The 21,866-nt window shown below is 71.6% G+C and carries 16 protein-coding genes and 1 pseudogene; 6 read left to right on the forward strand and 11 right to left on the reverse strand.

Features of this window, described 5'->3' with window-relative positions; translation table 11 throughout:
• Positions 1-8: 8 nt before the first annotated feature.
• The 11 genes from ACFV9D_RS18010 to ACFV9D_RS18060 all read right to left on the reverse strand — a co-directional run bounded on the left by ACFV9D_RS18010 (position 9) and on the right by ACFV9D_RS18060 (position 14,737).
• Positions 9-3,707: a ThuA domain-containing protein gene (locus ACFV9D_RS18010; RefSeq protein WP_385146558.1), complete on the reverse strand. Its 3,699-nt coding sequence runs from the start codon at positions 3,705-3,707 to the stop codon at positions 9-11.
• A gap of 266 nt (positions 3,708-3,973) precedes the next feature.
• On the reverse strand, positions 3,974-4,978 hold the full coding sequence (locus ACFV9D_RS18015; protein WP_385146560.1) for a sugar phosphate isomerase/epimerase family protein: 1,005 nt from the start codon (positions 4,976-4,978) through the stop codon (positions 3,974-3,976).
• 12 nt (positions 4,979-4,990) lie between these two features.
• Positions 4,991-6,235 carry a Gfo/Idh/MocA family protein gene (locus ACFV9D_RS18020; RefSeq protein ID WP_385146562.1) on the reverse strand — a complete coding sequence of 415 codons (1,245 nt, stop codon included), beginning with the start codon at positions 6,233-6,235 and terminating at the stop codon, positions 4,991-4,993.
• Between the two features lie 47 nt (positions 6,236-6,282).
• Positions 6,283-7,329: a substrate-binding domain-containing protein gene (locus ACFV9D_RS18025; RefSeq protein WP_385146564.1), complete on the reverse strand. Its 1,047-nt coding sequence runs from the start codon at positions 7,327-7,329 to the stop codon at positions 6,283-6,285.
• A gap of 56 nt (positions 7,330-7,385) precedes the next feature.
• Entirely contained in the window at positions 7,386-8,393 is a 1,008-nt protein-coding gene (locus tag ACFV9D_RS18030; protein WP_385146566.1) for an ABC transporter permease, read from the reverse strand.
• Positions 8,390-9,916, reverse strand: a complete 1,527-nt coding sequence (locus ACFV9D_RS18035; RefSeq protein WP_385146568.1) for a sugar ABC transporter ATP-binding protein — start codon at positions 9,914-9,916, stop codon at positions 8,390-8,392. Before ACFV9D_RS18035 ends, ACFV9D_RS18030 begins: the two co-directional genes overlap by 4 nt.
• Positions 9,917-10,083: 167 nt before the next feature.
• Positions 10,084-11,265: an ROK family protein gene (locus ACFV9D_RS18040; RefSeq protein WP_385146570.1), complete on the reverse strand. Its 1,182-nt coding sequence runs from the start codon at positions 11,263-11,265 to the stop codon at positions 10,084-10,086.
• 144 nt (positions 11,266-11,409) lie between these two features.
• Positions 11,410-12,054 carry a class F sortase gene (locus ACFV9D_RS18045; protein ID WP_385146748.1) on the reverse strand — a complete coding sequence of 215 codons (645 nt, stop codon included), beginning with the start codon at positions 12,052-12,054 and terminating at the stop codon, positions 11,410-11,412.
• Between the two features lie 70 nt (positions 12,055-12,124).
• On the reverse strand, positions 12,125-12,730 hold the full coding sequence (locus ACFV9D_RS18050) for a hypothetical protein (RefSeq protein ID WP_385146572.1): 606 nt from the start codon (positions 12,728-12,730) through the stop codon (positions 12,125-12,127).
• A 235-nt stretch (positions 12,731-12,965) separates the two neighbouring features.
• Positions 12,966-13,643: a GntR family transcriptional regulator gene (locus tag ACFV9D_RS18055; RefSeq protein WP_385146574.1), complete on the reverse strand. Its 678-nt coding sequence runs from the start codon at positions 13,641-13,643 to the stop codon at positions 12,966-12,968.
• Positions 13,644-13,789: 146 nt separating this feature from the next.
• The gene (locus ACFV9D_RS18060; protein WP_385146576.1) at positions 13,790-14,737 is read right to left on the reverse strand and encodes a beta-ketoacyl-ACP synthase III; all 948 of its coding nucleotides are present in this window, start codon (positions 14,735-14,737) and stop codon (positions 13,790-13,792) included.
• A 274-nt stretch (positions 14,738-15,011) separates the two neighbouring features.
• Between ACFV9D_RS18060 and ACFV9D_RS18065 the strand changes: the two genes are divergently transcribed.
• The 6 genes and pseudogenes from ACFV9D_RS18065 to fdhD all read left to right on the forward strand — a co-directional run bounded on the left by ACFV9D_RS18065 (position 15,012) and on the right by fdhD (position 21,797).
• The gene (locus ACFV9D_RS18065; RefSeq protein ID WP_385146578.1) at positions 15,012-15,989 is read left to right on the forward strand and encodes a 2-dehydropantoate 2-reductase; all 978 of its coding nucleotides are present in this window, start codon (positions 15,012-15,014) and stop codon (positions 15,987-15,989) included.
• Positions 15,986-17,908 (forward strand): molybdopterin oxidoreductase family protein, encoded by a 1,923-nt coding sequence (locus tag ACFV9D_RS18070; RefSeq protein ID WP_385146580.1) that lies wholly within the window; start codon positions 15,986-15,988, stop codon positions 17,906-17,908. The genes ACFV9D_RS18065 and ACFV9D_RS18070 overlap by 4 nt, the downstream gene beginning before the upstream one ends.
• Positions 17,908-18,996, forward strand: coding sequence for an NAD(P)H-dependent oxidoreductase subunit E (locus ACFV9D_RS18075; protein ID WP_385146582.1), 1,089 nt, complete (start codon positions 17,908-17,910; stop codon positions 18,994-18,996). Before ACFV9D_RS18070 ends, ACFV9D_RS18075 begins: the two co-directional genes overlap by 1 nt.
• Positions 18,882-20,075 (forward strand): annotated as a pseudogene (locus ACFV9D_RS18080) (NADH-quinone oxidoreductase subunit F); the annotation flags it as partial. The gene ACFV9D_RS18075 and the pseudogene ACFV9D_RS18080, both read left to right, overlap by 115 nt.
• On the forward strand, positions 20,072-20,944 hold the full coding sequence (locus tag ACFV9D_RS18085; protein WP_385146584.1) for a 2Fe-2S iron-sulfur cluster-binding protein: 873 nt from the start codon (positions 20,072-20,074) through the stop codon (positions 20,942-20,944). The pseudogene ACFV9D_RS18080 and the gene ACFV9D_RS18085, both read left to right, overlap by 4 nt.
• 4 nt (positions 20,945-20,948) lie before the next feature.
• Positions 20,949-21,797, forward strand: a complete 849-nt coding sequence (gene fdhD / locus ACFV9D_RS18090; protein ID WP_385146586.1) for a formate dehydrogenase accessory sulfurtransferase FdhD — start codon at positions 20,949-20,951, stop codon at positions 21,795-21,797.
• The last annotated feature ends 69 nt before the right edge of the window (positions 21,798-21,866 follow it).

The raw sequence follows: 21,866 nt of genomic DNA on the forward strand, positions 1-21,866 counted from the left end.
CGGGAGCTCTACGGGGCGAGCTCCCTGAGCTGGATGTTGCGGAAGGACACCTGGTCGTCGGCCCCGTGGTTCTGGATGCCGATGTGGCCGTCCTTAAGGCTGCGGACCGGGTCGGTGTTGGTGAAGTCGTTGATCTTCACGCCGTTGAGGAACACCTGGAGCCGTTCGCCCTGGACGCGGATCTCGTAGCTGTTCCACTGGCCCGGCGGCCGCAGCACGGCGTCGCGTGCCGTGAGGTCGGCCGACTTGAAGCCGTAGACGGCTCCGGTGGTCCGGTCGGGGGCGTCGGTGGCGTCGATCTGGATCTCGTAGCCCTTGTTCACGGCGGACCAGGGGTCGTCGGAGGCGGGGAAGCCCACGAAGATCCCGGAGTTGTCGTCTCCTGCCGTCTTCCAGTCGAGCTTGAGGGAGTAGGAGGAGAACTCCTTGGCCTGGTACCAGAGCATCCCCATGCCGCCGACGGAGCGCAGCTCGCCGTCGACGACGTCGAAGCTGCCGGGTCCCGCCTGCTTCCAGCCCTCACGGGTCTCGCCGTTGAAGAGCTCGCGGTAGCCGGTCTGCGGCCGGCAGTCGGCCGTGACCTGGCCGGTGGCGTAGCGCAGTCCACCGAGGAGGTGCTGGCGGAACGCGGGCTCGGTGTAGGACTCCTTGGTGTGGCCGCCGCCGGTGTAGAAGGAGCGTCCGCCGCCGTAGGACTTGCACCAGGCGATGGGGTGGTCGCCCTTCATGGTGCCGCCCTCGTAGGTGGTCTCGTCGAGGGTGGCGAGGATCCGGGCCTGACCGCGGGGGTTGGTGCGGTAGTTGTACCACTCGTCGGTGCGCTGCCAGGGGCCGTCGAGGTGTGCGGTGGCCGGGTGGTCGTGGTCCTCGACGCGGACGGTGGCAGGCTGAATGTGTGGGTGCGAGGCGAAGTGGGCGCCGACGAGTCCGCCGTAGAACTCCCAGTCGTACTCGGTGTCGGCGGCGGCGTGGACGCCCATGTAACCGCCGCCGGTGGAGACGTAGTTCTCGAAGGCGGTCTGCTGTTCGGCGTTGAGAACGTCGCCGGTGGTCGAGAGGAAGACGACGGCGTCGTAGCGGGCGAGGTTGTTGGTGGTGAACTGGCGGGGTTCCTCGGTGGCGTCGACGGTGATGTTGCTGCCGGCGCCGAGTTCCTTCAGTGCGGTGACGCCGGAGGCGATGGAGTCGTGCCGGAATCCGGCGGTGCGGGAGAAGACGAGGACGCGCTTGGCGGTCCGGTCGACGGGAGAGTTCGAGAGCGTGAAGTCGTCGACGTCGTAGAGCGCGCCGGCGCCGCCCTTGAAGACGAGGAAGAGTTCGGTGGTCCTGCGGGGCACGTTCCGCAGGGGTACGTCGATGTCCTGGAAGGTCTCCCAGCCGCCGGTGACGGGTACGGGTGCGGAACCGTGGAGGGGGCCGGTGGGCGATCCGGTGCGGACTTCGAGGAAGCCGCCGGCGCCGCCGGAGGAGACGCGGGCGGTGAGCTTGGTGGATCCGCTCAGGTTGTAGGGCTTGAGGGAGATCCAGTCGCCGTCGTTGATGTCGCCGACGGTCCGTCCGCCGTTCGCCGGGGCCTTGTCGTACACCCGGATGCCGTTCTGGGCGTCGAAGTGCTCGGCCTGGCGGTGGCGCGGCTGGAGCTTGGCCTGGTCGTGGGTGGTGAGGGCGGCCTGGCCGCCGGCTCCGCCGTCGGTGTACTCGGCGTCGAAGACGGCGAAGATGTTGGCGTCGTCGTCGTGGCCGCCGTCGGCGGAGGTCTTGATGGTGCCGGTGCAGCCGCTGGCGGAGGTCACGGGATGGCCGTGGCTGTCATGGCCGAGGACGTAGGTGACCTTGACCTTGGCGCAGTCGATCGTGCCGTCCTCGGGGTCGGTGACGGTCACCTTGAAGGGGATCTCGTCGCCGAAGGAGAAGAGGGCTCCCTCCGCCGGCAGTTCGAGGGTGACCTTGGGCGCGGTGTTGCCGACGACGACGTGGACGGAGGCGGAGCCGGTACGGCCGCTGGGGTCCTTCGCGGTCACGGTCGCCGTGTACGTGCCGTTCTTGCGGTAGGTGTAGGTCGGGTTGGCGGCGGTCGACGTGCCGCCGTCACCGAAGTCCCAGCTGTACGTGAGGGGGTCGCCGTCCGCGTCGGTGGTGCCTGCGGAGGAGAAGCCGACCTTCAGGGGTGCGACGCCGGAGGTCTTGGTGGAGCTCGCCTCGGCCACCGGGGAGCGGCCGCCGGTGGCGTTCTCTATGCGGTAGAGGCCGGAGTTGTGGTCGCCGCCGAACCAGGCGGTGCCGTAGTCGAGGACGTACAGCGCGCCGTCCGGACCGAAGGCCATGTCCATGACCTGGGTACCGGTCCAGGGCACGGGGTTGATGGACTGGACGGCTCCGTCGGCGCCCTGCTCGATGCGCTTGATCCAGCGGCGACCGAACTCGCCGGCGAAGAAGTCCCCGTCGTACGACTCCGGGAACTTCACCGGGGAGGTGGAGGCGGCGTCGTAGCGGTAGACGGGTCCGCCCATCGGGGATTCGGATCCGGTGCCGAACTCGGGTACCGAGCCGCCGTTGTAGGGGATCCAGGCGGGCTCGGCGGGCGGGAGGTCGACGAGTCCGGTGTTGTACGGCGAGTCGTTCTTGGGCGCCCCGCAGTCGAAGGTCGCGCTGGAGACCTTGGTGGCGAAGTCGTAGTCGACGTACGGGTCGTTGTTGCCCGTGCAGAAGGGCCAGCCGAAGTTGCCGGGCCTCGTGATGCGGGCGAACTCGACCTGGCCGGCCGGTCCGCGCGTGGGTTCGGCGGCGCCGGCGTCGGGGCCGTAGTCGCCGACGTACAGCACGCCGGTCGCCTTGTCGACACTGAAGCGGAAGGGGTTGCGGAAGCCCATCGCGTAGATCTCGGGGCGGGTCTTGTCGGTGCCGGGCGCGAAGAGGTTGCCGTCGGGGACGGTGTACGAGCCGTCGTCGGCGACCTTGATGCGGAGGATCTTGCCGCGGAGGTCGTTGGTGTTGCCGGAGGTGCGGCGGGCGTCGAACGCCGGGTTGCGGCCGGGGCGTTCGTCGATGGGCGTGAAGCCGTCGGAGGCGAAGGGGTTGGAGTCGTCGCCGGTCGAGAGGTAGAGGTTGCCCTGGGCGTCGAAGTCGATGTCGCCGCCGACGTGGCAGCAGATGCCGCGGGTGGCGGGGATGTCGATGACCTTCTTCTCGCTGGCGTTGTCGAGGGTGCCGTCGGCCTTCAGCGTGAAGCGGGAGAGTCGGTTGACGCCGTCGTACGTGGCGAAGTCCGCGGCGGTTCCGTCGTTGGGGGCGTCGCCGGCGGGGGTGTCGAGCGGCGGGGCGTAGTAGAGGTAGATGGCCTTGTTCTGGGCGAAGTCGGGGTCGAGCCCGATGCCCTGGAGGCCCTCCTCGTCGTGGGAGTAGACGGGGATCGTGCCGATGACCTTCGTGTTGCCGGCGGCGTCGGTGCGGCGCAGCTCACCGCCCCGGGAGGTGTGCAGGACGCTGCGGTCGGGGAGTACGGCGAGCGACATCGGTTCGCCGACCTCTTCGCCGCCCTTGGCGAGGGTGACCTGCTGGAACTCCTCGGCGGCCTCTGCCGCGGCGCCGGCGGCGTCCGCGTCGGCTGCGAAGCCTTGCGGGGCACCGAGGGCGAAGGAGGTGACGGCGAGCAGACCGCCGGTGAGAAGGGCGAGTGACTTCCTGAGTGGGAGTCGTTTTCTGTGCACGGATGTCCTCCGGAGTAGGGCCGGGTGTGCGGGTTGTCCGGGGACCGGCGTGCGCCGTCACGCTGGTCGAAATCCAACGGTTACGTCATGTACACATCAGGCACACAGGGACCGTAGCGGGGTTCGTCCACGGCGGAAAGCCCTTGTGCGTCGGTGCTGTCGAACTTTTCACCGCGAGAGGACAAAGCCGCTCGCGGGCAGGACGGACCGACCCGGTGGCGTGTGCCGCCACCGGGCGCCGGTCAGCGTTCATGAACGTCCGAGGGCTACCGATCGCCCCCGAAGGCGGCGTCGAAGGATGCCGCCGGCGGGTCGAAGTCGAAGCGCTTGAGATGGGAAAGCGCTTCCGGAGCGCCGGTCAGCCGGTCCATCCCGGCGTCCTCCCACTCCACCGAGACGGGCCCGCCGTAGCCGATCGAGCGGAGCATCCGGAAGACGTCCTCCCAGGGCACATCACCGTGCCCGGCCGAGACGAAGTCCCAGCCGCGCCGCGGGTCGCCCCAGGGAAGGTGCGACCCGAGTCGCCCGTTGCGGCCGTCGAGGCGCTTGCGGGCCTCCTTGCAGTCCACGTGGTAGATCCGGTCGCGGAAGTCCCACAGGAAGCCGACCGGGTCCAGGTCCTGCCAGACGAAGTGGCTGGGATCGAAGTTGAGCCCGAACGCAGGCCGGTGGTCCACTGCTTCCAGTGCGCGCCGGGTGGTCCAGTAGTCGTACGCGATCTCGCTCGGATGGACCTCGTGGGCGAAGCGCACGCCCTCGGCGTCGAAGACGTCCAGGATCGGGTTCCAGCGCTCCGCGAAGTCCTCGAAGCCACGCTCGATCATGCGCTCCGGGACCGGCGGGAACATCGCCACCAGATGCCAGATCGACGAGCCGGTGAAACCGATGACGGTGTCGACACCGAGGGCGGCGGCGGCCCGGGCCGTGTCGGCCAGCTCCCCCGCCGCCCGCCGCCGTACGCCCTCCGGCTCGCCGTCGCCCCAGATCCGCGCCGGCACGATGGCCTGATGGCGTTCGTCGATCGGATGGTCGCAGACGGCCTGGCCCACCAGATGGTTGGAGATGGCCCAGCACTTCAGGCCGTACTTCTCCAGGAGGGCGCGGCGGCCGTCGACGTACGACGGATCCGCCAGCGCCTTGTCCACCTCGAAGTGGTCGCCCCAACAGGCGAGTTCGAGGCCGTCGTAGCCGAAGTCACGGGCGAGGCGGCAGACCTCCTCCAGGGGGAGGTCGGCCCACTGGCCGGTGAAGAGGGTGAAGGGACGGGACACGGTCACGGCCTCCTAGAGCGGAACGGGCGCTGCGAGCGAGACGGGCGGTGCGAGCGGAACGGGGGTGTAGACGGCGTTCTTCTGCGCGCTCTCCTCCACCGCGGCCAGCACCCGCTGGACCTGGAGCCCGTCGGCGAAGGACGGCGCGGGGCCGGTCCCGGACGCGATCGCGAGGACCAGGTCGCGGGCCTGATGGACGAAGGTGTGCTCGTAGCCGAGCGCGTGACCGGGCGGCCACCAGCCCTCCAGATACGGGTGGTCCGGCTCGGTCACGAGGATGCGGCGGAACCCGGCGGAGGCGGCCGGCTCGGTGTGGTCGTGGAAGGAGAGTTCGTTGAGCCGCTCCAGGTCGAAGGCGAGCGAACCCTTCTCTCCGTTGATCTCCAGACGCAGGGCGTTCTTGCGGCCCGCGGCCATCCGGGTCGCCTCGAAGGAAGCGAGCGCCCCGGAGGCCAGCCGCCCGGTGAACAGCGCCGCGTCGTCCACCGTCACCGCCCCGTACGCCCCGTCCCCGGCGGTCCCGGAGAGTCCGGCCGACACCCCGGCGAGCAACGGCCGCTCCCGTACGAAGGTCTCGGTCAGCGCCGAGACGCCGACCAGGAGCTCCCCCGCCAGGTACTGGGCGAGGTCGACGGCGTGCGCGCCGAGGTCGCCGAGGGCTCCCGATCCCGCGTGCTCGCGCTCCAGGCGCCAGGTGAGCGGGAACCCGGGGTCGACGAGCCAGTCCTGGAGATAGGTGACCCGTACGTGCCGGAGCGCACCGAGCCTGCCCTCCGCGACGATCCGGCGGGCGTACGCGATCGCCGGTACCCGCCGGTAGTTGAAGCCGACCATGGCGACCTGGCCACGGGCGGCCGCCGCCTCGGCGGCGGCGACCATGACCTCCGCCTCGGCGACCGAGTTGGCGAGCGGCTTCTCGCACAGGACGTGCTTGCCCGCCTCCAGGGCGGCGACGGCGATCTCCGCATGGCTGTCGCCCGGGGTGCAGACGTCCACCAACTGGACGTCCTCGCGGGCGACGAGGGCTCGCCAGTCGGTCTCCGCCGCCGCCCAGCCGTGCTGCGCGGCGGCGGCCCGGACGGCGGTCGCGTCGCGGCCGGCGACGGCGGCGAGGACCGGCCGCATCGGCAGGTCGAAGGCGCGTCCTGCGGTGCGCCACCCCTGGGAGTGGGCGGCGCCCATGAACGCGTACCCGACCATGCCGATGCCGAGTGTCGGCGGCGTGGCCTCGCCGGCCTCGCTGTCCCTCTGTTCCATACGGATTCCTCCTCGTCGGTTGCGCGGTGGGGGCGGCCGGAGGCCGGTCAGCTGAAGCCGGTGGGCAGGTACTCGTCGACGTTGTCCTTGGTCACGACGGCCGAGTAGAGGGTGATGGAGGCCGGGATCTCCAGCTCGGCCATGCCTCCCACGCCCTTCTTCTGGCCCAGCGCGCGGGCCAGGTCGATGGCGGAGGCCGCCATGGTCGGCGGGTAGAGGACCGTGGCCTTGAGGACGCTGTCGTCGGCCTTGATGGCGTCCATGGCGGACTTGGCGCCGGCGCCGCCGACCATCAGGAAGTCCTTGCGGCCGGCCTGGGCGATGGCGCGCAGCGCGCCGACGCCCTGGTCGTCGTCGTGGTTCCACAGGGCGTCGAACTTCGGCTGGGCCTGGAGGAGTTGGGCCATCTTGGCCTGGCCGGACTCGACCGTGAAGTCGGCGGCCTGGCGGGCCACCTTGCGGATGTTCGGGTAGTTCTTCAGGGCGTCGTCGAAGCCCTGGGTGCGCTGCTTGGTCAGTTCGAGGCTGTCCATGCCGGCGAGCTCGATGACCGTGGCGTTCGGCTTGTCCTTGAGCTTCTCGCCGATGTAGCGGCCGGCGTTGAGGCCCATGCCGTAGTTGTCGCCGCCGATCCAGCAGCGGTAGGCCTGCGGGGAGGCGAAGATGCGGTCCAGGTTGATGACGGGGATGCCGGCCTTCATGGCCTGGAGGCCGACCTGGGTCAGGGCCTTGCCGTCGGCGGGCAGGATGACCAGGACGTCGACCTTCTTGTTGATGAGGGTCTGGATCTGACCGATCTGGGTGGCGGTGTCGTTGGAGCCCTCGGTGATCTCCAGGGTGACCTCGGAGTACTTCTTCGCCCGGTCCTTGGCGTTCTGGTTGATGGCGTTGAGCCAGCCGTGGTCGGCCTGGGGGCCCGCGAAGCCGATGGTGACGGGGGTGCCGGGCTTGTCGTCGGCGGCCGGGACGTTGCTCGCGGCCGGGGCTGTGTTCCCGGCGTTCCTGGGCTCGTTGCTGGTGCAGGCGGTGAGCAGCGCACCGGCGGAGACCGCTGCGGTGCCGAACAGCAGTCCTCTGCGGCTGGTTTCTGGCATGGCGATGGATCCCTTCGGGGGTGAGGGAGGTACGGGGGCGTTACGGGGGTAGGGGGTCAGGCCTCGCCGTGGCGCGCGGTGCGGTGCTGGACCAGGACGGCGGCGACGATGATCGCGCCCTTGGCGATCTGCTGGACGTCGCTCTGCAGGTTGTTGAGCGCGAAGATGTTGGTGATCGTGGTGAAGACCAGGACTCCGAGGACGGAACCGACGATGGTGCCGCGGCCGCCGGTGAGGAGCGTGCCGCCGATGATCGCGGCGGCGATGGCGTCCAGTTCGTACAGGTTGCCGTTGGTGTTCTGGCCCGAGCCGGACAGGATGATCAGCAGGAAGGCCGCGATGCCGCAGCACAGTCCGGAGAGCAGATAGAGGTAGAGGCGCTGGCGGCGTACGTCGATCCCGGCGAGACGGGCGGCTTCCGCGTTGCCGCCGACGGCGACCGTGCGACGGCCGAAGGTGGTCCGGTTGAGGACCAGCCAGCCCACGACCGTGACGGCGGCGAAGACGAGGACCAGCGGCGGGATGCCCAGGATGTAGGCGTCGGGAATGCCGAGGTCGAGGACGGCGTCGACGGTGACGATCTGGGTCCTGCCGTCGGTGATCTGGAGGGCGAGTCCGCGGGCCGAGGCGAGCATCGCGAGCGTCGCGATGAACGGCACCATGCCGCCGTACGCGATGAGCAGCCCGTTCACCAGGCCGCAGCCCACGCCCACGACGACGGCCGTGAAGAGGATGCCGGCGAAGCCGTACTCCTGGGTGGCGAGCGTGGTCGCCCATACCGAGGCGAGGGCGACGATCGCGCCGACGGAGAGGTCGATGCCGCCGCTGGTGATGACGAAGGTCATGCCGACGGTGACGACCCCGATCACAGAGGCCTGGGTGAGGACGAGTTGGAGGTTGGAGGGGCTAAGGAACTCGTCGGGCTTGGTGAAGCCGCCGACCGCGATCAGGACGGCGAGCACCCCGAGCAGGGAGAGGTTGCGCACGTCGGCCTTCAGACCGAGCGAGCGCCAACCGCCCTCCTGCGCAGGCGCCTCGGTGTTCTTCGCCGTGGACAGCGTCATGACGTGGGACTCCCTTCCATCACGAGGTCGAGTACGCGGTGTTCGTCGAGCTCGCGGGCGGGTGCCGTATGGACGACACGGCCCTCCTTGAGCACCAGGACGCGGTCGGCGAGGCCCAGGACTTCGGGTACCTCGCTCGACACGAGGAGGACGGCGAGGCCGTCGTCGGCGAGTCGGCGGATGACGGCGTAGAGCTCGGCACGGGCGCCGACGTCGACGCCCCGGGTCGGCTCGTCGAGCAGCAGGACACGGCAGCCGCGCAGCAACCACCGTGCGAGGACGGCCTTTTGCTGGTTTCCGCCGGAGAGGGTACGGATGCGGGCGTCGGGGTTGTCGGGTCTGAGGGAGAGCTCCCGGGTGGCCGCCCGGGCGGCTTCTCGTTCGGCGTCACGGTCGATCCAGCCGGCGCGCGAGAAGCGGGCGAGCGTGGAGACCGACACATTGCGGGTGACGGACTCCAGCATCAGCAGGCCCTGGGCCTTGCGTTCCTCGGGGGCGAGTCCGAGGCCGGCGCGCACGGCGTCGCGGACGCTGCCGGGACGAAGGGCTCGGCCGTCGACGACGACACGTCCGGCGGTGGCCTTCCGGGCGCCGTAGATCGTCTCCAGGATCTCGGAGCGGCCCGAGCCGACGAGTCCCGCGAGGCCGACGATCTCGCCGGGTCGCAGCTCGAGGTCGACCGCCTCGAACTCGCCTTCCCTGGCGAGCCCTTGAACCTGAAGCACGGGTGCGGCGGCCGGGAGTTCGGCGGGGCGCGGCGGGAAGACGTACTCGACGTTGCGGCCGGTCATCAGGGCGACGATGTCCCGGGTGGGCGTCGAGGCGGCCGGCAGGCCACCGGCCACGGCCCGGCCGTCCTTGAGGACGGTGACCCGGTCGCCGATGCGGCGGATCTCCTCCAGCCGGTGGGAGATGTAGACGACCGCGACGCCTTCGGCGGTGAGGTCGGCGACGATACGGAACAGGTTGTCGACCTCGTCCGGGTCGAGGGCGGCCGAGGGCTCGTCCATGACGATGAGGCGGACGTCGTGGGAGAGGGCGCGGGCCATCGAGACGATCTGCTGCTGAGCGGCGGAGAGTTCGCCGACGAGGCGGGCGGGGTCGATCTCGGGGTGGCCGAGCCGTTTGAGCAGTGCGGCCGTGGACGTCCTGGCGGCGCGGCCGCGGACGACGAATCCGGCGGTGGTGGGCTCGTGGCCGAGGTGGACGTTCTCGGCGACGGAGAGCCCTTCGACGAGGTCGAGTTCCTGGTAGATGGTGGCGATGCCGAGGCGCATGGCGGCGATCGGGGAGCGGAGCTGGACGGGGTCGCCGCGCCAGGTGATCCGGCCGCCGTCGGGCTGGTGGGCGCCGGCGAGGACCTTGATGAGGGTGGATTTGCCGGCGCCGTTCTGGCCGAGGAGGCAGTGGACCTCGCCGGGGGCGACCTCGAGGTCGACGCCGTCGAGGGCGCGGACACCGGGGAAGGACTTGGTGATGGCGGACATGGTGAGCAGGGGTGTTTGCGGCTGTTCTGGGGCCATGACGAAGATCCCCTCGGCGGGTGCGGGTTGCGCCGGAGCGGGTGGAGTTGACGTGGTGCCGACGTGTGCGGGCCGGTGGGTGGTCTGTGCCCACCCGTTCCGTTTGGGGGTCCCCTCGGACGGAGTCCGGGGGAGGAACGAATGCCCACAGACCACCGGGCAGTGGATTACGCCGGGGAGAAGAGGTGGTCGCTGATGAGACGGGCCGCGCCGATGACGCCGGCGGTCGGGCCCAACTCGCCCAGCACGATGGGGAGGTTGCCGGTGGCCAGCGGCAGGGACTGCCGGTAGACCTGGGTGCGGACACTGGCGAGGAGGTTGTGACCGAGGCCGGTGACCCCGCCGCCGATCACCACCAGACCGGGATTGAAGAAGCTGACGAGTCCGGCGATGACCTGCCCGACCCGGTTGCCGCCCTCGCGGATCAATGCGAGTGCGGTGGCATCGCCCGCCGCGGCCGCTGCCGCGACATCGATCGCCGTGAGCCGGCCGGCCGCCGCGAGGCGTCCGGCAAGCTCGTCCGACCGGCCCCCGCGCGCCGCGTCCTCGGCGTCGCGGGCCAGCGCGGCCCCGCTGAAGTGGGCTTCCAGGCAGCCCTTGTTGCCGCACGCGCAGGCGCGGCCGTCCGGTTCCACCTGGATGTGGCCGATGTCGCCGGCGCTGCCCGTCGTACCTCGGTAGACGTCACCACCCACGACGATGCCGCAGCCGATGCCCGTACCGATCTTGACGCAGAGGAAGTCGCCGACCGAGCGGGCCACGCCCGCGTGCTGCTCGCCCATGGCCATCAGGTTCACGTCGTTGTCGACCATGACCGGGCAGCCGAGTTCCTGGCTGAGCGCCTCCCGTACGGGGAAGCCGTCCCAGCCGGGCATGATCGGCGGTGCGACCGGGATGCCCTCGGGGAAGCGGACCGGTCCGGGGACGCCGATGCCGGCTCCGTCGAAGCCTTCGGCGAGCCCGGAGGCGCGCAGTTTGGCCGCCATGGACAGGGCCTGTTCGAAGACGGCGACGGGACCTTCGCGGACGTCCATCGGATGGTTGAGATGCCCGAGCACCTCCAACTCGGCGTTGGTGACGGCGACATCGATGGAGGTGGCGCCGATGTCGATGCCGAGGAAGCGGAGTTCGGGAGCGAGCCTGATGTTGTGCGAACGGCGACCGCCGCGGGAGGCGGCGAGGCCGTCCGCGACGACGAGACCGGTCTCGAGGAGCCGGTCGACCTCGACGGCGAGCTTGGAGCGGGAGAGGTCGATCTGATCACCCAGCTGGGCACGGGAGTTGGGCCCCCCGTCGCGCAGCAAGCGGAGCAGACGCGCCTGGTGCGCGTTGGCAGGTCGTGCCGTCATGCGTCTCACGCGCCCCTCCCCTGGTGAAGTGCTGCGGGCTCTCCGGCGAGCTTTCGAGGGGAACGTAGCAGTGGTGTCCAGGAGTGGGAAGAAGTTGCGCAGCAATCCGCGTCGACTTTTTCCCGAGTGAGGACAAAGCCGGGGTCAGCGCACCTCGATCAGGCGGGCGGAGACGACGACGTTGCCGTCGTACCCCTGCTTCGAGAAGTCGCCGCCACAGGTGAGGACGCGCAGCTCGGGGTGGCCGGTGCTCCGATAGATCCGCTCGGCCGGGAAGCCTTCCTTCGGGACGACTTCGATGCCGTACACGGCGAAGACCGCCGTCCTGCCGTCCTTGCGGGCGATCTCGATGCGGTGGCCCTTGTTCAGCGCCCCGAGGTCGTAGAAGACGGCCCGCCCGTTCGGGGTGTCGACATGGCCGACGATCACGGCCGTGCCGTTCTCACCGGGGGCGACGGCGCCGGTGAACCAGCCCGCGAGGTTCGTCTCGTGCGCGGGCGGCGTGTCGATCCAGCCCTCGGCGTCGAGGCCGACGGACGTGACCGGCGCGTCGATACGGACGGCGGGGACGCGGACGCGGGAGGGACGGGAGGCGGGCAGCGGGTCGGGGACCTTCGCCGGGGCGAGTGCGGCGGCGTGGTCAGGGGCCGCGGCGGGGACCGGCTGAGGGGGGCCTCCGGCGCGCCACTCCTCCGTACCGCCGCGCACCAGGTGGATCCCCACGAGCAGGACGACGATGACGACGCCCCACGCGCCGCGCCTGGACGACCCGCTCGACCCCTGCACGATTCGCACTCCCGATGTACGCGATGGCGCTCCTCCGCCCCGGACCTCGTCACCCCAGGGCGGAGGAGCCGTATCAGGCGCGGCCGTCGGCGCCCCGACGGCGCATCAGCAGAACGCCGCCGCCGAGCGCGCCCGCGATCAGCGCGGTGCCGGTGACCACCTCGGTGGTACCGAGCTGCCCGGCGCCGCCGCCGAAGCCGGCCCTGACGCCCTTGTGCGCGCCGGTGTCGCCACCGCCCGTGGAGTGGCCGCCGATGTCGCCACCGCCCGTGGAGTGGCCGCCTGTGGCATGGCCGCCCGTCGAGTGGCCGCTGGATCCGCCGGCGATGGTGAGCGGGGTGGTGCCCGTCTCGCCCTTGCAGTCGAAGGTGACCTGGTACTCCGCGCCGACCTTGGCGTCGGCGTCGACGGTGGCCGCGCCCGCGTGGCCCTCGTCGAGGGTGACGGTGTCGAAGACACCGGAGGAGACGGTGACGGTCGGGACCTCGCAGCCGTCGGACTTGAGCGTGACCGTGCCGCCGGGGGCGACCGTCGAGGGCGAGACGGAGAAGCCGAACGAGGTGATGTTGCTTCCGGTGCCGTCGCCCCCGGCGATGCCGTCGGCCAGGGCCGTCGGCGCGGCCAGGGAGACGGCGGCGGTGGCGAGCAGGGCTGCGGAAGCAGCACGTATCACGCGCATGGCGATCCTCCAGATCACGCGAGGGGCGGGTGCGGACGGTTTCCACGCCATGGTGCGAAATGTCCCTCGACGCGATCGAAGCTAGGGCGGGCCGGACCCCCTCGCCACCGGGCTCCGCCGAATGGGGAACGGGGCGCCGCGAGTTGCCCCGGCAGGCCCACGGCGGAGGGCGACACACCGTGGGCGAGGTGACGGAGCGTGAGTCCGGGGCGGGCGCGGACCCTCGCTCTCCCCCTCAGCCCTGGCTGTGGTCGCGGTAGGTCGCGCGGGTGTGTTCCGTGTGGGCGCGCATGATCGTGGTCGCTCGTGCCTCGTCGCGTGCCGCGATCGCGTCGATCAGCTCCCGGTGTTCCTTCCAGGACTGCTTGCCGCGCTGTCGGGCGACCGGCGTGTAGTACCAGCGGACCCGGCGGTCGACCTGGCCGGCCAGCTCGGCCAGGACGAGGTTTCCGGCCAGTTCCATGACCTTGGCGTGGAAGGCCGCGTTGGTCGCCACCGCGAGATCGACGTCGTCGTCCGCGACCGCCTGCTCGCCCCGGACGCACAGCTCCTCCAGGGCGGCGATCCCGGCCGAGCCGGAGTTCGCGGCGGCGAGCCGGGCGGCCTCCGCCTCCAGGAGCGTACGGACGGAGAGGAGCTGATCGGCCTCCTCGTCGGTGGGCTCGTGGACGAAGGCGCCCTGCGCGGGACGCAGGTCCACCCAGCCCTCGGTGTTCAGCCGCTGGAGCGCCTCGCGCACCGGCTGCCGGGAGACTCCGAGGTGGCCGGCGAGCTCGCTCTCGACGAGGTGCTGGCCGGGGCGCAGGGCGCGGGTGGTGATCAGTTCGAGCAGCGCTTCGTAGACCCGGTCGCGCAGCGGCCCGGGCCGCTCCAGCCTGGGAACGGCTCCTTGCGGCAGTCCTGCGGACAACATCGCGGCCCCCTCGATTCGCCGTGGACGATCAACGCGGATTGGCTATCGTCTACAGTCTACCGACGCACATGTCCAGGCATGCGCCCCGTCGTGATCTCGGCCGAATCCGCATCACGAGTCCCGATGCACCTCATCGGCAGGGCGAGCTACGGGACCCGGACGACCTGCCCCGCGTACGAGAGGTTGCCGCCGAAGCCGAAGAGCAGGGTCGGCGCCCCGGACGGAAGTTCGCCGCGCTCGACCAGCTTCGCCAGCGCCAGCGGGATCGAGGCGGCCGAGGTGTTCCCGGACTCGACGACATCGCGGGCGACGATCGCGTTGACCGCGCCGATCTTCGCGGCGAGCGGCTCGATGATCCGCAGGTTGGCCTGGTGCAGGACGACGCCGGCCAGGTCCTCCGGCGCGAGCCCCGATCGCTCGCACACCTGGCGGGCCAGGGCGGGCAGCTGCTGGGTGGCCCAGCGGTAGACCGACTGGCCCTCCTGGGCGAAGCGCGGCGGGGTGCCCTCGATGCGGACCGCGTGGCCCATCTCCGGGACCGAGCCCCACAGCACCGGCCCGATGCCGGGCTCCGCACCCTCCTCCACCGCCTCGACGACCGCCGCGCCCGCGCCGTCGCCGACGAGGACGCAGGTCGTGCGGTCGGTCCAGTCCGTGACCTCGGTCATCTTGTCGGCGCCGATGACCAGGGCGCGCCGGGCGGCTCCCGCGCGGATCGCGTGGTCGGCGGTGGCGAGCGCGTGGGTGAAGCCGGCGCAGACCACGTTGAGGTCCATGGTGGCGGGCGAGGCCATGCCGAGCCGGGCGGCGACGCGGGCCGCGGTGTTGGGCGAGCGGTCGATCGCCGTGGAGGTCGCGACGAGGACCAGGTCGATGTCGGCGGGGCCGAGACCGGCGGCGGCGAGGGCCTTGCCGGCGGCGTGCGCGGCGAGTTCGTCGACGGGCTCGTCCGGGCCGGCCATGTGGCGCGTCCTGATCCCGACCCGGCTGCTGATCCACTCGTCGCTGGTGTCGACGAGCTCGGCCAGGTCGGCGTTGGTCAGCACCTTGGCGGGCTGGTAGTGCCCGAGCGCGGCGATACGAGTGCCCGTCATGCCCGGGACCCCCTTGGGTTGATGTGACGCGTGGTACGGGTGCGCCGTAACAAGCGGAAGCAGGACCTCCCAGTCTTGCCAGCGACTGATGGGTAACCGGGCACGTAAACCACCAAGATTCGCCCGTACCTCTTGGGAGACCGTGACAACCGCGGAGAAACGGGCGGCCTCCCGACCCCTTGTCGACCCCTTCTCCATACTGTAGACAATATTTCGTCGACACCACTCGCTCCATCCTCCCTCGCGGTTCCCTCGACCGAACGGAGACCCGCACGTGAAGGTCGCAGTCCTCGGCGCCGGTGCGATCGGCGCCTACGTCGGAGCCGCGCTCGACCGCGCCGGCGCCGATGTCCATCTGATCGCCCGTGGACCGCATCTCGCGGCCATGAGGCAGCACGGTGTACGGGTCGAGAGCCCGCGCGGCGATTTCACCGCCCGGGTGCACGCCACCGACGACCCGGCCGACGTCGGCCCCGTCGACTACGTCTTCCTGGGCCTCAAGGCCAACGCGTACGCGGCGTGCGGGCCGCTCATCGCGCCGCTCCTGCACGACACCACCGCGGTCGTCGCCGCCCAGAACGGCATCCCCTGGTGGTACTTCCACCGCCATGGCGGCCCGCACGACGGCCGGCGCGTCGAGAGCGTCGACCCGGCCGGCGCCGTCTCCGCCGTGCTCGCCCCCGAGCGGGCGATCGGCTGCGTCGTCTACGCCGCGACCGAGCTCGGCGGCCCGGGGGTCGTGCGCCATCTGGAGGGCACCCGGTTCTCCATCGGCGAGCCCGACCGCTCGGCGTCCAAGCGCTGCGAGGCGTTCGCCGAGGCGATGCGCGCCGGGGGCCTGAAGTGCCCGGTCGAGGCGGAGCTGCGGCACGACATCTGGATCAAGCTGCTCGGCAACATCTCCTTCAACCCCATCAGCGCGCTCGCCCGGGCGACGATGCGCCAGATGTGCCTGCACGGCGGTACACGGCAGGTGATCGAGCTGATGATGCACGAGACCCTGGCGGTCGCCACGGCCCTCGGCTGCCGCCCCGACATCTCCGTCGAGCGCCGGCTCGCCGGGGCGGAACGGGTCGGCGACCACCGCACCTCCACCCTCCAGGACCTGGAGCGCGGCAAACCGCTGGAGCTGGACGTGCTCCTGGCGGCCGTGGTGGAGCTCGCGGACATCACCGCCGTACCGGTGCCGACGCTCCGTACCGTCCACGCCCTGTCGGATCTGCTCGCGACCCAGTCCAGGAGCACCGCATGACGAACACGAGGAAGCGGGACCGCGGCCCGAAGACGTACACCCGGCTCACCCACCCGCTCGTACGGGACGAGAAGGGCGGACCGCTGCGGCCGGCGAGCTGGGACGAGGCCCTGAACCGGGCGGCGGCCGGGTTCCGGGCGTCCCGGGGAGCGTTCGGGATGTTCTCCTGCGCCCGCGCGACCAACGAGATGAACTACGTGGCACAGAAGTTCGCGCGTGTGGTGATGGGCACCAACGACGTCGACTCCTGCAACAGGACGTGTCACGCACCGAGCGTCGCCGGCCTCTCGGCGGTCTTCGGCTCGGGCGGCGGCACCTCCTCGTACGAGGAGATCGAGCACACCGACGTGATCGTGATGTGGGGCTCCAACGCCCGCTTCGCGCACCCGATCTTCTTCCAGCACGTCCTGAAGGGGATACGGAACGGGGCGCGGATGTACGCGGTCGATCCGCGCCGCACCTCGACCGCCGAGTGGGCCGAGAGCTGGCTCGGGCTCGACGTCGGCACCGACATCCCGCTCGCGCACGCGATCGGCCGCGAGATCATCCACGCGGGCCTGTACAACCGGACGTTCGTGGAGCGCGCGACGAGCGGCTTCGAGGAGTACCGGGAGCTGGTCGAGCCGTGGACTCTGACGGCCGCGTCGAAGGTGACGGGCGTACCGGCGGCCGCGATACGGGAGTTGGCGCACGCCTTCGCCCGCGCCGAGCGGGCCCAGCTGTGCTGGACGCTCGGCATCACCGAGCACCACAACGGCACCGACAACGTCCGCGCGCTGATCAACCTGGCGCTGCTGACGGGACATGTGGGGCGGTACGGCTCCGGGGTGCAGCCGCTGCGCGGGCAGAACAACGTGCAGGGCGGCGGGGACATGGGCGCGATCCCGAACCGGCTGCCGGGCTTCCAGGACATCCTCGACGCCGGCGTGCGGGAGAAGTTCGAGTCCTTCTGGGGTACGGAGATCCAGCCGCGGTACGGGCGGACGCTGACCGAGATGTTCGAGGCGATGGAGAGCGGCGAGCTGCGGGCCGTGTACTGCATCGGCGAGAACCCGGCGCAGTCGGAGGCGGACAGCGGGCAGGCGATGGAGCGGCTCGCGAAGCTGGACTGCCTGGTGGTGCAGGACATCTTCCTCACCAGGACGGCCGAGTTCGCGGACGTGGTCCTGCCGGCGACGGCGGCCTGGTGCGAGACGGACGGCACGACGACCAACAGCGAGCGACGGGTGCAGCGGGTACGGAAGGCGGTACGGCCGCCGGGTGAGGCCCGCGAGGACATCGACATCATCTGCGAGCTCGCGCGGCGACTCGGCCACGAGGAGTGGAAGTACCCGGACGCGGAGGCCGTCTGGAACGAGCTGCGGGCGCTGTCCCCGGACCACTGGGGCATGACGTACGACCGCCTGGAGGAGCACCAGGGCATCCAGTGGCCGTGCCCGGACCTGGAGCGCCTCGAACCGTCCTTCCTGCACGGTCGATTGTGGGCGACGGATCCGGAACTGCTGGGCAGGCGCGCCCCGTTCGGGATCGTCCGGCACGACCCACCGGTCGACCTCACGGACGAGGAGTATCCGATCCGGCTGACGACCGGGCGGCGGCTCGACTCGTACAACACCGGTGTGCAGAGCGGGAGTTTCGCCTCACCGCTGCGGCGCGGGGAGTACGTGGAGCTGTGCCCGGAGGACGCGGAGCGGTACGGGGTCGCGGTGGGCCAGCAGGTCCGGGTGACGTCGCGGCGGGGGTCCGTGGTGGCGCCGGTGTGGGTGGACCCCGCCCTGCGGCCGGGGCTCGCCTTCATGACGATGCACTTTCCGGACGAGGTCGACACCAACCAGCTGACGATCGAGGCGAACTGCCCGATCGCGGGCACGGCGGAGTTCAAGGCGTCGGCCATACGGATCGAGAGGGTGGGCCTCTGATGGATCTGCGCTTCGGGGACGGCAAGCCGACGGACGAGGAGCGGGCGGCGGTCGACGCGGTCCTGGGTCCGCCGGAGTCGGCATGGGAGGGCGCGGACGACCGCTCGGCGGCGGATCTCCGGTGGGCGCGGGGCGGGCGCGAGGCCCGCGAGCGCCGGGACCTGCTGCTGCCCGGGCTGCACGCGCTCAACGACCGGGTGGGGTGGATCAGCGAAGGGGGCCTGGACTATCTGTGCCGCCGGCTGACGGTGCCGCCTGCGGAGGCGTACGGGGTGGCGACGTTCTACTCGATGTTCGCGGTGCGCCCCCGCCCGGCGCAGGTCCTCCACGTCTGCACGGACCTGACGTGCGCGGCGCGCGGCGCGGGGGCGCTGACGTCGGGCCTCGAGGCCGAGGGCGTCGCCTTTGAGCCGAGCCCCTGCCTGGGCCTGTGCGAACGGGCCCCGGCGGCGCTGCTGGTGCGGGCGGGGGTGGAGCGCGACCGGGGGCAGGCCCCCGGACCGCCTCCGCAGCGCGGCAGCTCCGGACCGGGGGCGGGGCCGGGGCGTTCGCTGCTCGGTGCGCTCAGCGGCCAGGAGCCGACGGTCCCCGCCGCCCAGAACTCCGTCGCCCCGGGAGGCACGACCCGGGGCCCCCCCCCGCACACATCCCCGGCCCCGGGGGGGCCACGCCCGGGGGCCACGGGCCCACCGCGCCGCCGGCGGCGGACGCGCGCACGCGGCTCGCCGTCGTCGTCGCCCCCGCGACGGCCGACGGCCTGGCCCGCGCGGCCCGGCACCCCGAGGGCGCCCCGCCCGAGGCGCCCGCCGTCATGGCCGTGCCGCAGGCCGGGCACACCGGGCGGCCGGAACACGCTGCGCGGCCGGGGCGGCCCGGTGGTCGGGTTGTGCCCGCCCTCCCCCGGACTCCGTCCGGGGGGACCCCCATCGCCCAGCGGGACGATGGCCCACAACCGGACGACAGGCACGCCCGCCTCCCGCTCCTCGGGCGCGTCGGGGTCGTCGACCCCGGCAGTGTCGACGACTACCGGGCGCACGGCGGGTACGTCGCGCTGCGGCGGGCGTTCGCGCTCGGGCCCGCCGGGGTGATCCGGGAGGTCACGGAGTCCGGGCTCGTCGGGCGCGGCGGGGCCGCGTTCCCGACGGGACGGAAGTGGCAGGCGACGGCGTCGCAGCCCGACGGCCCCCACTACGTCGTGTGCAACGCCGACGAGTCCGAGCCGGGCACCTTCAAGGACCGGGTGGTCATGGAGGGCGACCCGTACGCGCTCGTCGAGGCGATGACCGTCGCCGGGTACGCCGTCGGCGCCCGGCGCGGCTATCTCTACATCCGCGGCGAGTACCCCCGCGCGTACGAGCGCCTCACCCACGCCATCGACGAGACCCGCGCCCGTGGGCTCCTCGGCGACGACATCCTCGGAAGCGGCTTCGCCTTCGACATCGAGATCCGGCGCGGCGCCGGCGCGTACATCTGCGGCGAGGAGACCGCCCTCTTCAACTCCATCGAGGGCCACCGCGGCGAGCCCCGCTCCAAGCCGCCGTTCCCCGTCGAGAAGGGCCTCTTCGGGAAGCCCACCGCCGCCAACAACGTCGAGACCCTCGTGAACGTCCTGCCGATCCTCACCCAGGGCGCCGAGGCATTCCGCGCCACCGAGACCAAGCTGTTCTGCGTGTCGGGCAACGTCGACCGGCCCGGCGTCTACGAGCTGCCGTTCGGAGCCACCCTCGGCGAGCTCCTCGACCTCGCCGGTCGACCGGACACGCTGCGCGCGGTCCTGCTCGGCGGCGCGGCCGGCGGGTTCGTCCGCCCCGACGAGCTGGACATCCCGCTCACCTTCGAGGGCACCCGGGCCGCCGGCACCACCCTCGGCTCCGGTGTCGTCCTCGTCCTCGACGAGTCCGTGGACCTGCCCCGGATCCTGCTGCGGATCGCCGAGTTCTTCCGCGACGAGTCCTGCGGCCAGTGCGTGCCCTGCCGGGTCGGCACGGTCCGGCAGGAGGAGGCGCTGCACCGCATCAAGGACCGTAGGGGCGAGGCGGCCGCCGGTGACATCGCCCTGCTGCGCGAGGTCGGGCAGGCCCTGCGCGACGCCTCGATCTGCGGTCTCGGCCAGACCGCGTGGAACGCCGTCGAGTCCGCCATCGACCGTCTGGGGGTCTACAAGTGACCACGGTTCCACTCGCCCCGCCCCGCCGCCTCCTCGAGTTCACCCTCGACGACGCCCCCGTGCGCGTCCCCGAGGGCGCCACGATCCTCGACGCCTGCCGCGCCGCCGGGAAGGACGTGCCGACGCTCTGCCACGGCGACACGCTCACCCCGAAGAACGCCTGCCGGGTGTGCGTGGTCGAGGTCGAGGGCGCACGGACCCTCGCCCCGGCCTGCTCGCGCCGCGCCGAGCCCGGGATGGTCGTCCGTACCGACACGGAGCGCACCCGGCACAGCCGGAGGATCGTCCTGGAGCTGCTCGCCTCCTCCGTCGACCTGTCGACCACCCCGGGCGCCGCCGAGTGGATCAAGGCGTACGGGGCGGAGCCGGACCGCTTCGGTCCGGAGGCCCGCCGCCTCTCCGAGGAGCCGCGGATCGACAACGACCTCTACGTCCGCGACTACGACAAGTGCATCCTCTGCTACAAGTGCGTCGACGCGTGCGGCGACCAGTGGCAGAACTCCTTCGCGATCTCCGTCACGGGCCGCGGTTTCGACGCGCGGATCGCCGTCGAGCACGACGGGCCGCTCACCGAGTCCGCCTGCGTGTACTGCGGGAACTGCATCGAGGTCTGCCCGACGGGCGCGCTGAGCTTCAAGCGCGAGTTCGACATGCGGGCGGACGGCAGCTGGGACGAGGAGGCGCAGACGGAGACGACGACGGTCTGCGCGTACTGCGGAGTGGGCTGCAACCTGACCCTGCACGTGCAGGACAATGAGATCGTCAAGGTCACCTCCCCGCACGACAACCCGGTGACCCACGGCAACCTCTGCATCAAGGGCCGCTTCGGCTTCCAGCACGTACAGAACCACGTACAGAATCGGGTGTAGCCACATGGGACGGGTCACCGAGCGACGGCGGGTCCTGCGGATCCGCGGCGAGGCCGTGAACGAGCGCCCGGACACGCTGGTGGCCGAGGAGCCCCTGGAGATCCGGCTGAACGGCCGGCCGCTCGCGATCACGATGCGCACGCCCGGCGACGACTTCGCGCTCGCCGCCGGGTTCCTGGTCAGCGAGGGGGTGCTCGGCGCCGCCTCGGACGTACGGAACATCGTGTACTGCGCGGGCGCCAAGGACGACGGCACGAACACGTACAACGTGGTGGACGTGCAGCTGGCGCCCGGTGTCCCCGTCCCGGACATCACCCTGGAGCGGAACGTGTACACGACGTCGTCGTGCGGGCTGTGCGGCAAGGCCAGCCTGGACGCCGTACGGACCACTGCGCGCTTCCCGATCGCCGACACTCCCCCGGTCCGGCTGACGCCCGAGCTGCTGTCCCGCCTCCCCGACCGGCTGAGGGCCGCGCAGCGGGTCTTCGACCGGACCGGGGGGCTGCACGCGGCGGCGCTCTTCTCGGAGGACGGCGAGCTGCTCGACGTACGGGAGGACGTGGGCCGCCACAACGCGGTGGACAAGCTGGTGGGCCGGGCCCTGAGCGACGGGCGGCTGCCGCTGGAGCGGGCGGTCCTGCTGGTCTCGGGCCGGGCGTCGTTCGAGCTGGCCCAGAAGGCGGTGATGGCGGGCATTCCGGTGCTCGCGGCGGTCTCCGCGCCGTCCTCGCTCGCCGTGGACCTGGCCGTCGAGACGGGCCTGACGCTGGTGGGTTTCCTGCGCGGGCCGGACATGAACGTGTACGCGGGCGAGCACCGGATCGCCCTCGGGGCCGCGGCCTCGCGAGGCTGACCGGGCGCCGCCCGCCGCACGGGTCGGGCCGCCGGCCGGCGGGGAGCGCCCCCTGCGCCGGCCGGTCCC

The sequence above is a fragment of the Streptomyces sp. NPDC059875 genome (assembly GCF_042731085.1).
In the GTDB taxonomy this organism is placed as follows: domain Bacteria; phylum Actinomycetota; class Actinomycetes; order Streptomycetales; family Streptomycetaceae; genus Streptomyces.